This window comes from Brevundimonas diminuta (assembly GCF_050310045.1).
Lineage (GTDB): Bacteria > Pseudomonadota > Alphaproteobacteria > Caulobacterales > Caulobacteraceae > Brevundimonas > Brevundimonas diminuta_F.
Window position 1 is genome coordinate 1248806 of the sequence record NZ_CP190005.1, and the last position, 12328, is coordinate 1261133.

General features: G+C 66.9%; 14 protein-coding genes and 1 tRNA gene. 8 read left to right on the plus strand and 7 right to left on the minus strand.

All coding sequences use genetic code 11. The features are described 5' to 3' along the window. Window positions 1-26 precede the first annotated feature (26 nt). The 5 genes from secD (at window position 27) to ACORJG_RS06045 (ending at window position 4288) form a co-directional block, all read left to right on the plus strand. Window positions 27-1625 (plus strand): protein translocase subunit SecD, encoded by a 1599-nt coding sequence (gene secD / locus ACORJG_RS06025; protein WP_427792390.1) that lies wholly within the window; start codon window positions 27-29, stop codon window positions 1623-1625. Further along, a complete protein-coding gene (secF, locus tag ACORJG_RS06030) occupies window positions 1625-2617 on the plus strand; it encodes a protein translocase subunit SecF (RefSeq protein ID WP_427792392.1) in 993 nt (330 codons plus the stop codon). Before secD ends, secF begins: the two co-directional genes overlap by 1 nt. Before the next feature lie 107 nt (window positions 2618-2724). Continuing rightward, entirely contained in the window at window positions 2725-3351 is a 627-nt protein-coding gene (locus tag ACORJG_RS06035; protein WP_427792394.1) for a squalene/phytoene synthase family protein, read from the plus strand. A 59-nt stretch (window positions 3352-3410) separates the two neighbouring features. After that, window positions 3411-3728, plus strand: a complete 318-nt coding sequence (locus tag ACORJG_RS06040) for an ArsR/SmtB family transcription factor (RefSeq protein WP_427792396.1) — start codon at window positions 3411-3413, stop codon at window positions 3726-3728. Between the two features lie 26 nt (window positions 3729-3754). Further along, window positions 3755-4288 (plus strand): rhodanese family protein, encoded by a 534-nt coding sequence (locus ACORJG_RS06045; RefSeq protein WP_427792398.1) that lies wholly within the window; start codon window positions 3755-3757, stop codon window positions 4286-4288. On the opposite strand, the gene ACORJG_RS06050 is transcribed toward ACORJG_RS06045, so the two are convergent. After that, complete coding sequence (locus ACORJG_RS06050; RefSeq protein WP_427792400.1) at window positions 4285-4776, minus strand: MarR family winged helix-turn-helix transcriptional regulator; 492 nt, start codon at window positions 4774-4776, stop codon at window positions 4285-4287. The genes ACORJG_RS06045 and ACORJG_RS06050 overlap by 4 nt on opposite strands. A gap of 64 nt (window positions 4777-4840) precedes the next feature. Between ACORJG_RS06050 and ACORJG_RS06055 the strand changes: the two genes are divergently transcribed. After that, window positions 4841-6046 carry an MFS transporter gene (locus ACORJG_RS06055; RefSeq protein WP_427792401.1) on the plus strand — a complete coding sequence of 402 codons (1206 nt, stop codon included), beginning with the start codon at window positions 4841-4843 and terminating at the stop codon, window positions 6044-6046. A gap of 6 nt (window positions 6047-6052) precedes the next feature. Here ACORJG_RS06055 and ACORJG_RS06060 read toward each other — a convergent pair whose 3' ends face one another. The 4 genes from ACORJG_RS06060 to ACORJG_RS06075 are packed head-to-tail and all read right to left on the minus strand — an operon-like array spanning window position 6053 to window position 10945. Beyond that, on the minus strand, window positions 6053-7006 hold the full coding sequence (locus ACORJG_RS06060) for a glycosyltransferase family 2 protein (RefSeq protein WP_427792403.1): 954 nt from the start codon (window positions 7004-7006) through the stop codon (window positions 6053-6055). After that, window positions 7003-7938: a glycosyltransferase family 2 protein gene (locus tag ACORJG_RS06065; protein WP_427792405.1), complete on the minus strand. Its 936-nt coding sequence runs from the start codon at window positions 7936-7938 to the stop codon at window positions 7003-7005. The genes ACORJG_RS06060 and ACORJG_RS06065 overlap by 4 nt, the downstream gene beginning before the upstream one ends. Further along, window positions 7935-9386 (minus strand): lipopolysaccharide biosynthesis protein, encoded by a 1452-nt coding sequence (locus ACORJG_RS06070; protein ID WP_427792407.1) that lies wholly within the window; start codon window positions 9384-9386, stop codon window positions 7935-7937. Before ACORJG_RS06070 ends, ACORJG_RS06065 begins: the two co-directional genes overlap by 4 nt. Next, window positions 9386-10945 (minus strand): exopolysaccharide biosynthesis polyprenyl glycosylphosphotransferase, encoded by a 1560-nt coding sequence (locus ACORJG_RS06075; RefSeq protein WP_427792408.1) that lies wholly within the window; start codon window positions 10943-10945, stop codon window positions 9386-9388. The genes ACORJG_RS06070 and ACORJG_RS06075 overlap by 1 nt, the downstream gene beginning before the upstream one ends. Before the next feature lie 132 nt (window positions 10946-11077). Between ACORJG_RS06075 and ACORJG_RS06080 the strand changes: the two genes are divergently transcribed. Beyond that, window positions 11078-11169 (plus strand) — tRNA-Ser (locus tag ACORJG_RS06080). A 25-nt stretch (window positions 11170-11194) separates the two neighbouring features. Here the strand turns inward: ACORJG_RS06080 and ACORJG_RS06085 are convergent. Continuing rightward, window positions 11195-11407 carry a hypothetical protein gene (locus ACORJG_RS06085; protein ID WP_427792410.1) on the minus strand — a complete coding sequence of 71 codons (213 nt, stop codon included), beginning with the start codon at window positions 11405-11407 and terminating at the stop codon, window positions 11195-11197. A 199-nt stretch (window positions 11408-11606) separates the two neighbouring features. On the opposite strand from ACORJG_RS06085, the gene ACORJG_RS06090 reads away from it, so the two are divergent. Then, a complete protein-coding gene (locus ACORJG_RS06090; protein WP_346528134.1) occupies window positions 11607-11912 on the plus strand; it encodes an SCP2 sterol-binding domain-containing protein in 306 nt (101 codons plus the stop codon). 111 nt (window positions 11913-12023) lie between these two features. On the opposite strand, the gene ACORJG_RS06095 is transcribed toward ACORJG_RS06090, so the two are convergent. Beyond that, window positions 12024-12254, minus strand: a complete 231-nt coding sequence (locus ACORJG_RS06095; protein ID WP_427792412.1) for a general stress protein — start codon at window positions 12252-12254, stop codon at window positions 12024-12026. Window positions 12255-12328 lie beyond the last annotated feature (74 nt).

A 12328-nucleotide genomic window follows, 5' to 3' on the forward strand; every position in this document is an offset into this window, starting at 1 on the left:
GCGCCGGCCCTGAAGAGAACCGAGACATGATTCAGCTTTCACGCTGGAAGATCACACTGCTCGCGCTGTCGCTCGTTTTGGGCCTGTTTCTGGCCTATCCGAGCGTGCTGTCGCCTGCACAGCGCGAGGCCCTGCCGAGCTGGCTGCCGAGCAATGGCCTGAACCTGGGCCTTGACCTTCAGGGGGGCTCCTACCTCCTGCTCGAGGTCGATGTGCCCGAGATGCGCGCCAAGCGCATAACCAACCTGATGGAAGACGTCCGCGTCAGCCTGCGGGAAGATCAGGTCAATATCGCCGGAATGCAGCGCGAAGCAGGCGGCGTCGTCGTGACGGTCGCCGAGGGCGCAGCTTACGATACGGCCTTCAACACCCTGCGCACCATGAGCCAGCAGGGCGTCGGCCCGACCGGCCAGCCGGATCGTGTGGCGACGAAGTTGGGCGGCGGTCGCATCCGCTTCGCCTTCACCGACGCCGCCCTGAACGGCATGGGCGCGACGGCGGTCGATCAGTCGATCGAAGTGGTCCGCCGCCGTCTGGACAGTTCGGGCACCAAGGAAATCGCCATCACCCGTCAGGGGGCGGACAGAATCGTCATTCAGGCGCCGGGCCAGAGCGACCCAGCCGAATTGGAACGACTGGTGGGCCGCACGGCGCAGTTGACCTTCCAGATGGTTGATACCTCGCCCACGGGGCTGACCGACGCCATGGCAGGCCGCGTGCCGCCGGATGCCGAGCTGTTGGTCGATGATGCGGGCACGCCCTACCTGGTCAAGAAGCGCGTTCTGGTTTCAGGCGAGAACCTGACCCGAGCCAGCGTCGGTTCCGATCAGAACAATCGCCCGGCCATCGACTTCCAGTTCGACAGCCAGGGTTCGCGTCGCTTCGGCGAGGCGACGGCTCAGAACCTGGGCAAGCCCTTCGCCATCATTCTGGACGGCAAGGTCATCTCGGCGCCGACCATTCAGTCGCCCATCACCGGCGGCCGTGGCCAGATTACCGGCAGCTTCACCATCGCCTCGGCGTCTGAACTGGTGAACCTGCTGAACGGCGGCGCGCTTCCGGCCCCGCTGAAGGTCGAAGAACGCCGCGTCGTCACCGCTGAACTGGGCGCCGACGCCGTGGCCGCGGGCGCCCTGTCGACCGCCCTGGGCTTTGTCATCATCGTCGTCTTCATGATCCTGGCCTATGGCTTCGTGTTCGGCGGTATTTCGGTGATCGGCCTGTTGTTGAACGGCATCCTGATCGTTGCGGCCATGTCGCTGACCCAGGCGACGCTGACGCTGCCCGGTATTGCGGGTCTGATCCTGACCTTCGCCGTGGCCGTTGACGCCAACGTGCTGATCTATGAGCGGATGCGTGACGAGGCGCGTCAGGGACGTTCTGTGGTGGCGTCGATGGATGCGGGCTTCAACCGCGCCATGGGCACGATCATCGACGCCAACCTGACGACCCTGGTGGCGGCCGTCATCATGTTCATGTTCGGCGCAGGCCCCGTGCGCGGGTTCGCCTGGACCCTGACCATCGGCGTGTTCACCTCCGTCTTCTCGGCCGTGCTGACGGCCCAGGTCCTGCTTGGCTACTGGCTCAAGGTCGCCAAGCCCAAGAAACTGCCGATTGCGGAGTGATGGCGATGCGTGGATGGCCTCTAATCAAAATCCTGCCGCACAAGACGAACTTCCAGTTCGTCAAATACGCCAAGGGCTTCGCCATTGTATCGGCGATCCTGACGGTCGCGGCGATCATCGGCTGCTTCTATCCGGGCCTGAACATGGGCATCGACTTCCGGGGCGGCGCCTCGATGGAAGTCGCCAAGCCTGCCGGTCAGGTTCTGGAACTGGACAAGCTGCGCGGCGCGGTCACCGGCCTGAATCTGGGTGATGTCCAGGTGCAGGGCATCGCAAGGCGCGACAGCAATCTGGACGACGGCTCGACCGCCATCGTTCGCTTCCAGGTGCCGGACAATGAAAACCAGACCGCCGTGGTCGAGCGCGTCGAAGGCGCCATCAGTCAGGCGGTCGGCGATGTCTCCTATTCCGGCGTCAGCGTCGTCGGCTCCAAGGTGTCGGGCGAACTGCTGCTGAACGGCGTGCTGGCGCTGGTCGTGGCCGTGGTGCTGATGTTCCTCTACATCGCCTTCCGCTTCCCGTGGCAGTTCGGGATCGGGGCGGTCGCGGGACTGCTGCATGACGTGGCGCTGACGTTCGGCCTGATCGTCGCCCTGCGCATGGAATTCAGCCTGACGCTGGTCGCGGCGCTGCTGACGGTCATCGGCTATTCGATGAACGACACCGTCGTCGTGTTCGACCGCCTCCGTGAGAACCTGCGCAAGTACAAGGTCATGCCTTTGCGTGATGTGATCGACCTGTCGATCAACGAGACCCTGTCGCGGACCATCATCACCGGCGTCACCACGGTGCTGGTGCTGATCGCTCTGGCGATCTTCGGCGGCGAGGCCCTGCGCGGCTTCTCGATCACCCTGGCGCTGGGCGTGGTGCTGGGCACCTTCTCGTCCATCTATGTGGGCGCGCCGATCATCCTGCTGTGGGGCGTGGACCGCAGCGGCGGCAACAAGGCCGACGCCGCGCCGGTCAAACTGGGCATGGCCAGCCGTCCGTAAGAACGCTCGCCAACCCTGAGATCACGGCCCGCTTTCCGAACGGAAGGCGGGCCGTTTGCTTTCGCGGGCTTGATGCATCCGCCGCAATGGTCGAAGGGCCTGTCGCCATGACTGTTGATCTTGATGCACGGGTTCGGGACGCCGACGCCGACCGCTGGCTGGCCAGCCGCTTCGTCGCCGATGAGCAGGCGCGCGCCGACCTGATCGCGCTCTACGCGTTCGAGGCAGAACTGATGGCCATACCTGCACGCGTGACCCAGCCTCTATTAGCCGAGATGCGTTACACGTGGTGGGCGGAACAGATGGACGGCGTTTTTGCCGATACGCCTCGCGTCGGCCATCCCGTGCTTGAGGCCCTGACGGCGGCGGTGACGCGCCACGGGTTGCCGCGTGCGCCCTTCGACGCCCTGATCGAGGCGCATATCGACCGCGTGCACGGTCAACCGCATGATCTGGACGCCTTCTACGTCGGACCGATGCAGGCGGCGGCGCGCATACTGGCGGGCGAGGGGCATGACGCGGCCGTCAGCCCGGCGGGACGCCTGCGCGGCCTGGCCCAGACGGGGCAGGGGGATCAGACACAAGCGGCGCGCCGACAGGCCAATGCTGCGTTGAAAAGCCTGCCTGCACGCGCCTTTCCGGCCGTGGCGGCGGCGGCTCTGATACGCGCGGACGAACCGGAACCGTTTAAACGCCTGCGCCTGTTCTGGGCCGTGCTGCGCGGACGGGTCTGAACCGCACGGCTTTATATATAAGAATTTGCTAATTTAGAAATTACGCATATATTGGGTTCATGTTTGATCCCGAACACATGACGCTTGAGCGTTTTCAGGCCAGCGCGGGCGATGCGTCCCGCCTGTTGAAAGCTCTGTCGAACCCGCACCGTCTGATGATCCTCTGTCAGATCGGCGAGGGCGAGCGTCAGGTCGCTGATCTTTGCGTGGGCCTATCGCAATCGGCCCTGTCCCAGCATCTGGCGCGGCTGCGCGAGGATGGGCTGGTCAGCGCCCGCCGGAACGGCACTGCCGTCTTCTATCGAATCGCCGACCCGGCCGCCCTGAAAGTGATCGCGGTGCTGGCCGAAATCTTTTGTCCGCCTGAGGCGCGTTGAGCGCCGCCTCACTGAAGGAAAAACCGATGAATACGCTGATCTCTCTGACGCCCGCCGATGTCGCCGCTCGCCTGAAGGGCGGTCGGGCCGTGCTGATCGACGTGCGCGAGCCGGACGAACACGCGCGCGAACATATCGCGGGCGCTGTCACTGCGCCTTTGTCGGCTTTCGAGAGCGCCGACCTGGGCCTCAAGCCCGGTGGCGACGCGATCTTCATGTGCCGCAGCGGCAACCGCACGGCCGGGAGCTGCGACCGTCTGGCGGCCAGGATCGACGGCCCGGCGCACGTGCTGGCAGGCGGTCTGGATGGCTGGAAGAAGGCGGGCCTGCCGGTCGTCGCCGACCGCAAGCAACCGCTGGAACTGATGCGTCAGGTGCAGATGGCGGCGGGCGGACTGATCCTGCTGGGCGGAGCGCTGGGCGTCATGGTCCATCCCGCCTTCTGGGGGATCAGCGCCTTCGTCGGCGTGGGCCTGTTCGTGGCGGGGGCGACCGGCTTCTGCGGCATGGCGCGCCTGCTGGCGATTATGCCCTGGAACCGCCGGATGAAGCGGGCCTAAGGCTCCAGCGCGCCGATCAGGCGAGAGAGCAGGGCGCCCAGCGCGACCTGTTCTTCGCGTGACAGGTCAGCCAGAATGGCCTGACTTTCCGCCATGTGCAGCGGCATCAGGCCGTCGATCAGGTCGAAACCCTTGGGCGTAAGCCGGACCAGCGAGGCGCGCCGGTCGCTGGGGTGGGGCGTGCGCTCGATCAAGCCGGATTTCTGCAACCGATCCAGCCGCGCCGTCATTCCGCCGGACGACATCATCGTCGCTTCATAGAGGGCCGTCGGCGTCAGCCCATCGGGCGAGGGCGCGCGGCGCAGAGTGGCCAGCACGTCGAACTCGCCATGCTGAAGGCCGTGGCGCGCATAGAGCGGCGCCTGCCGCTCGCGCGCCACGAGTATGGAGGCTTCATGCAGACGGCCCAGAGTCTCCATGGCCAGCAGGTCGAGGTCGGGGCGCGCGACTGCCCACTGGGCGGCGGCGCGGGATGCGCGATCGGTCATTGTCTTGACATCAAGATATTTGATATCGAGACACTATCGCCTTCTGCTGCCGGAGTCACTTCGCATGGATCAACCAAACGCTTCGCAGCCGTCGCGCGGCGAAAGCCTGCTGTTGATCGCGGCGATCTTCGCCCTTGCGCTGAATCTGCGCCCGGCGATGGCGGCGGTCGGGCCGTTGCTGGATCTGATCGAAGCGGCCACCGGCATGGATTCGACCACGGCCAGTTTGCTGACCACCCTGCCGGTGGCGATGATCGGCGTCGGCGCCCTGTCGATCCGACCGCTAAGGCGGCGTCTGGGCGAGCGCATGGGCGTTCTGCTGGGCGCCGTCCTGATCGGTCTGGCCTGTCTGGCGCGCGTGGTTTTCGACGACACGGCCGGTCTGATCGCCAGCGCCCTTGTCGTGGGCGTCGGAGTCGCCCTGATTCAGGCTCTGGCGCCTGTGGTGATCAAGCGAGCGTTTCCCTCACGATTCGGTACGGTCATGGGCGTCTACACGACCGGCATCATGGGCGGTGCTGCGGTGGCGGCGGCGACAGCGGCTGGATTGGCCGAGACTGTCGGCTGGGCGGGGACACTGGCGCTGTGGGCGGTTCCGGCTTTTATGGCGGCGGTCGTCTGGATCATCGCTTCGCGCACCCCCGCGGCGGAAGAGCCGAACCGCGTCGCCGTGGCCGAAGGAACCCATCCTGAACTTCCGTTCTGGAAACAGCCCAGAGCCTGGGCTTTGGTGCCGATTCTGGGGCTGGGAACCTCGGCCTATACGCTCGTGCTGGCGTGGTTGCCGCCTTACTATGTCGACATGGGACAGACGCGCGCGACGGCGGGTTTCCTGCTCAGCGGCATGACAGGCGCAGAGGTCGCCGCAGGCGTGCTGGTGTCCCTGTTCATCGCCCGCTTTCCCGACCGACGCGGGCCGATGCTGACAGCGGTGGCTCTGGCGCTGTTGGGCCTGGCGGGGCTGGTGCTGACGCCGGTCAGTCTGGCGGTCCCGGTCATGCTGCTGCTGGGTCTGGGGATCGGAGCGGTGTTTCCATTGACCCTGATTCTGGCGATGGACCAGATCGACGATCCGGTCCGCTCAGGGGACCTGCTCGCCTTCGTGCAGGGCGGCGGCTACATCATCGCCAGCCTGTCGCCGCTGGCGGCGGGGCTGCTGCGCGACCGCCTGTCGGACCTGAGCCAGGCCTGGATGCTGATGGGGCTGTGCCTCATCGCCATGGCGGCGATGACCCTGACCTTCAAACCCGGCGGCGCGAAGCTGCGCTAGCGCGTTTCAGTTAAAGCGTGAGGCGCGCTGTAACCGATCCAGTTCGCGCTGGCCGTAGAACTGTGGCTCGAACCCCTTCATCCAGAAGACTTTCCCCAGGCCCCGCGCTGTGCGATCGGCCATTTCGGCGCGCCTGGGGTGGCGGATCAGGGTGAAGGCCAGCGTCGCGGCGCCCCAGACGGCTGTTTGCGCCATGCCGATGGTCATCCAGCGGGCGAGGCTGGGCCATTTCTTCGCCTCGGCGGCGGTCTGGCTCGGCCCCTGGCCATAGGCGAAGGCTCGGGTCAGGGCGTAGCGCAGGGTGGCGCGGTGGGGCGGGGCGAACTCGTCCACCCATGCGTCTGCACTCCAGCCGAAACGGCCGCCGCGCGCCTCAAGGGCCGCGAACAACACATCGTCCTCGCCGCCGATCTGGTCCGAGCCGACATGGAAAGGCTGGTCGCCGGGCAGGGCCGTGGCCCGCACCAGCAGGGAGTTGCCGCAGCCGTGGGCGTGATCGAGCACGCCGTCGCGGTCTGGCCCCTGTCGGCCGAAGAACCGCTCCAGATAGGGCGTGGTCCAGCCGGTCCCTTCGGGCACGCGCCCGCGGATGGGGCCGAAGACGGCGTCGGCGCCGGTCGCCGCCTGAGCGCTCAACAGAGCGGCCAGCCAGCCGGGCGAGGCGGCCTCGTCATCATCGAGGAAGGCGATCAGGGGCGCCGAGGTGGCGGCGAGGCCCGTGTTGCGCGCTGTCGCGACGCCGGGGCGCGGCGCATGAACCCAGATCAGTGGGGCGGGCGCTTCAGGACGCAGGGCCTCGACCGTTTCGCGCGAACTGGCCTCGGGATCGTTGTCGACGACGACGATCTCGCGCAGGCGCGACGCTGCGCCTTCCTGAACGAAGACCGAGCGCAGGGCGCGCGTCAGGCTGTCCAGACGGCGCATGGTGGGGATGACGACGGCGACGTCGGGCGCGCTCATATCGCCTCCGCATAGAGGGCCGCGCGATACAGCCGCAGGGCGAAGGCGCGCAGCCCGGTCGGCAGGATCGGCGCGCGTGCGGCGGTTTTGATCAAGGGTCGCAGCAGCTTCAGCCCCGGCACGGCCTTCAATGCCCTGGCGACGCGATAGCTGGGGTAGGCCGACACGAAGTCGGGGTGGCGCGCCACGACTCGGGCGAAGTTCGGCGCCGACTGTTCGTATTTGGCGGCCAGGGCCTCGACCGTGTCCAGCCCCATGTGGGTGGCGGGGTTGTCCAGATGGACGACCTCGAACCGGCGCGAGACGCGCATGGCCCACTCGACATCCTCCCAGCCCCAGCCGCTGAAGCCGGAATCGAAGGTCTCCGTATCGAAGACGTCGCGGCGGACCAGCAGGTTGGAGGTGAAGACGTATTTTTCAGGCTGTTCGGCACGCTGGGCGGCCGGGATGCAGTCGGACCGGGCCGCCATATGGCGATGGACGGCGAAGCGCGCGTCCTGCGGCGCCTGCAACAGAGAGAAACCACCGAAGGCCACAGCCGGGCGCACGTCGCTGGCCAGATCGACCCAAGTCTTCAGGAAGCCCGGATGGTCGGGCCGCATGTCGCTGTCGAGGAACAGGAAGGTCTGACCGCGCGCGGTCTGCGCCAGTCGGTTGCGGCCTTCCGATCGGCCCTGATTGGCGCTGAGGCTGATCAAGCGCACAGGCAGGGCCATGTTGTCGATCAGGGCGCTCAGACGCGCGGTCAGTTCGGCGTCATTGGTGCCGTCGTCCAGCACGATCAGTTCGGCCTGTCCCGCCAGCATCTGCGCCTCGGCGTCCAGCCGCTGCAGCAGGTCGGTGGGATCATCGCGCAGGAAAGGAATCAGCACCGACAGGATCGGCTGCGCCTTGGCCCACGCGGGGCTGTCGTGGTGAATGGCCTCGCTCATGCCGCCTGCCTCCGCGCGCGCAGGAAGGCCTTCAGCCGCCCGCTCAGATCGCGCACGCCGCCTGCGTTCAGCGCATAGGCGACGACGCCATAGACGATCATGCCGACCCCGGCGTCCATCATCAGCTCAAGGAACCCTCCGATCGGCGGCAACATCATCACCACGCCCGCCATGACGGCGGCGGCCAGTCCGCAGCGCAGCAGCGCGTTCCACGGCACAGGCAGGGGCAGGATGCGCCGCCCGATGATCATGGAGGCGCTCAGGCCCAGCGCAAAGCTGATCGCCGTCGCCCATGCCGCGCCCAGAACGCCGAAGCGCGGGATCAGCAGGATGTTCAGCACGATGTTGCTGCCCGCCGGAATGCTCATGGCCAGCAGCAGCCAGCCGGTGCGGCGGCCAAGCGTAAACGCCTGTCCGAAATAATAGGTCGTCATGCCTGACAGAAAGGCGCCCAGCGCCACCCACGGCGTGACGGAGGCGGCGACGGTCCGCAGGTCTTCGCCAATCATGAACTCGGCCAGCGGCCGCGCGACCAGCGCCACGCCCACGGCGGCGGGCAGGCCGATCAGCACCAGGGTCGAGGCCTGCTCCCGTGCGGCGGTCTGAAGGTCTTCGCGCCCGCCGCGCTCCAGCGCCATGACCAGAGCCGGCGCGCCCGCCGCGCCCAGCCACACGAACATGACGTCCAGCGTCCGGTTGGCGATGCTGTAGGCCGCGTGATAGGCGCCGACCGCCGCCTCATCCATGAACAGGGCCAGCAGGAAACGGTCGGTCGAGGATAGCACCACAGTCAGCCCCAGACCGACGGCGATCGGATAGCCATAGACGGCGTAATCCTTCAGCCGCTGGCGATCCAGACGCCCGCGACGGGCCTCGCGTAGTTCGGCGGGCAGGACGAAGGGCAGGGCGGCCAGCGGCGCCAGCAGCATGCCCGCCAGCGGCGCCTCGGCCCCCAGACCCATCAGCGCCAGACCGACGCCGAAGGCCAGCCCTGCGACCGCGCTCCAGATATCGATGGCGGCGGCGGGGCCGACTTCGCCCGCGGCGCGGAAGCGCTCCTGCGCCAGCTTCAGGAAGCAGCGCACCGGCACGCCCGCCAGCGCCACCGCCAGCGGCAGGCGGAAGCTGTCCGGCATGGGCCACAGCCACACCAGCAGGCCCGCGACCGGCACGAAGACGGCGGTGATCAGGAAGGCCGCGCGGTACAGGCTGGCGAAATGCCCGGCCATCTGCGCTTCGTCGTTCTGGGCCGCCCAGAAGCGGGCCATAGAGGCTTCCAGCCAGCTGAATGTCGCCACATGGGCCATGGTCAGCACGGCATAGGCCAGCGCATATCGTCCGAAATCCTCGGGCGACAGCAGGCGCGTGAAGATGATGATGGTCAGAAAGCCGACCACGCCCTGCACGATATTGGCCGGCAGGTAGCCGAAAACCCCCCGCCAGAACATCAGCGCACGGCCATCCGGTCGCCCAGCAGAACGGGAACGGTCACGGCGATGATCCACAGGTCCAGCCAGAAGGACTGGCGCTCGATGTATTCGATGTCCAGCTGGACGCGGCGGCGCACTTCATCGGCCGAGTGCAGCGGCCCGCGCGAGCCCTTGATGGCGGCCCAGCCGGTCATGCCGGGCTTGATGCGGTGGCGGTGGGCGTATTCGGCGACCAGACGCGCCGACTCGGCGTCGCCGGTCTTCATGCCGATGGCGTGCGGGCGCGGCCCGACCAGAGACATCTCGCCGCGCAGCACGTTCACCAGTTGCGGCAGTTCGTCCAGGCTGGTGGCGCGCAGAAATTTGCCCAGACGCGTCACCCGGTCGTCGCCCGCAGTGACCTGACGGCTGGCCGTGGCGTCAGAGGCTTCCTGACGCATGGTGCGGAATTTCCACACCACGATCTCTTCCTGATTGAAGCCGTGGCGGCGCTGGCGGAACAGGGCAGGGCCCTTGCTGTCCAGCCGCACGGCCAGACCGATCATGAACAGCACTGGGCCGAGCGCGACCAGCGCCAGCGCCGACAGGATGATGTCCAGGATACGTTTGTTGAAGGCGCGCCGCTCGCCGTCGACGGCGCCGCCGAGAAGGGGCAGGGAGGCTGTAGCCAGCTTCTCCAGCGCCTCATTCCGCTGGGCCTCACCCTTGGGATCGACCAGCATGGTCAGCGGGATCGGCAGGACTTCCAGCCGGTGGGTCAGGGCGCGGACACGCGCCTCAGCCTTGGGGTCGATGGCCAGGATGATGCGGTCGATATAGGGCGTCAGCCTGTGTTCCATCAGGGCGTCCGTGCCGCCCAGCACGGGAACCCCCGCCAGGGCGTCAGGCGTGCGGGCCAGCCGGTCGTCGAAAACGCCCAGTATGTTCAGGTCGCGGCGATCCAAGGCCTCGCGGATCAGGGATTCGGCATGGCGTGTGGCGCCGACGACGACGACATTGGGCGTCAGGTCGCCACGGCTGCGCCACTGGGCCACCAGCATTCGCCAGATGGTGTGCAGACCGGTCAGCAGCACGGCCGAGGCGACGGCCCATGACCCATACTCCACCAACGGCGTCTCCCCGTTCGGCAGGGCCAGACCTGACAGGCAGGCGAGCGCGCCGCCGACGCCCGCAACCGCCGCGACTCCGGCCAGATGGCGCGCGGGCGCCCGTGTGCGGTCAAAACGGTACAGCCCCAGCGACCGCATCAGGCCCAGCGTCGTCAGCGCTCCAATCAGGATCGGCGCCGCCTCGAACAGGGTGACATGCACCAGGCCGCCGGTATTCAGACGATTGATCGCCGCCAGGCACAGCAGGCCGGACGCCAGTATATCCACGCCCCGAAAATAAAAGACGCGCCGCCGCGCGGCCGCGCGCTGGCGGGTGTTCAGCCACACTTCGGGGCGCATCGGCCCGCGCCGCGCCTGTCCGGTGCGGCCCGCCGGTACGGCCTGGGCGCGCGATTCGGTCTGCGAAGCGCGATTCGCGCGCGCTCTGTCCGTCGCGGAGGCCAAGGTGTCGGCGGGGGTGATAGCCAAGTCGTTATCCCGAAATCGAGCAAAATAGAGTGAGAACCTCGTGTCACATGCCACTCTTATGCCGGGTTAACACAAAGGGCGTCAGTTCCGCATTGCGAAGCGCTGCGCGACTCGCTATCCACACGGCCTGCTGGAGACGTGGCCGAGTGGCTGAAGGCAACGGTTTGCTAAATCGTCGTACCCTGTAAGGGGTACCGAGGGTTCGAATCCCTCCGTCTCCGCCAGAACCCCCAGCCTGAAATGATGAAATCAGCCGCGCCCCTCGCTGGGGGCGTCTGCTGTGTCTTCGGCAGCCAAGGCGCCGCTGGCTTTGGCTTCTGTCGGGCGGCGGACGGAAACGCCGTGCTGACGCAGGATGCGTCGGGCGACTTCCGGCGCCCCGACCATCGGCAGAGGCTGGCCGAAACGCTCACGCCACAGCCGATCCAATCGGACTTCCTCCGGGGTGAGTAGGCGGGTCATTTCAAGAGTCCTTGTTACGCAACCCCGCCCTTTTAAAGCTTGGTGTCGGGGGGAATCGCAAACTCATGTAAGACCTAACACTTGTTATGGAACCCTCGGGGGAACACGCAGGTATCCGGCGCCTTCCCCTGGGTGATCTTGGCGCCGCCCGGTGGGCGGGTTACGCCTGTGTTTCAACTTATCAACGGGAGAGATGCTCATGGCCGATCTGGCCCTCGCCACCGACAAGATCCGCGCCGCCGTCGGCGAAAACTCGGGTCTGGGCAAGACTGTGAAGCTGGACTTCGGCGATGACGGCAAGATTTACATCGACGGCGCCTCTGCTCCGAACAGCGTTTCGAACGACGACAAGCCGGCTGACGCCACCGTGTCGATCAAATGGGATGACTTCGTCGCCCTGGCCGAAGGCCGCCTCGACCCGATGATGGCCTTCATGCAGGGCAAGCTGAAGATCGCAGGCGACATGATGATCGCTCAGAAGTTGGCGCCGCTGCTCAAGGGCTGATGGCGGGCTGAGGCCTGAACGTTGAACGGCGCGGCTCCAGACGGGGCCGCGCCGTTTTCGTATGGGCGGATATCGGTTGAGGCAGGGCGCATGGGGGAGGCGCGCCTCGGATCAGCGTTTGGGCGGTTCCTGATCCGACGTCTTGTTGCGGGCGCCGTGAGACGCTTCGCCGCCCTTGCGTCCGGCCTGGGCCGCGAGGGATCGGTCCTGAGAGAAGCTGCGCTTCTCGCTGGGGACGCTGGCGCCGCCCTTGCGGGCGATTTCGCGCTGACGTTCCGGGTCCATGGAGGCGAAGCCTCGCTTGGAAACACCGGAGCCGCGAGGGGTCTGACCTTCGGCCATTTCTGATGCTCCTTTTGTGACGGTGGCGCTTGGGCAAAGAACCCGGCCCCGCCCGGGAGGTTCCGAGAAAGGTT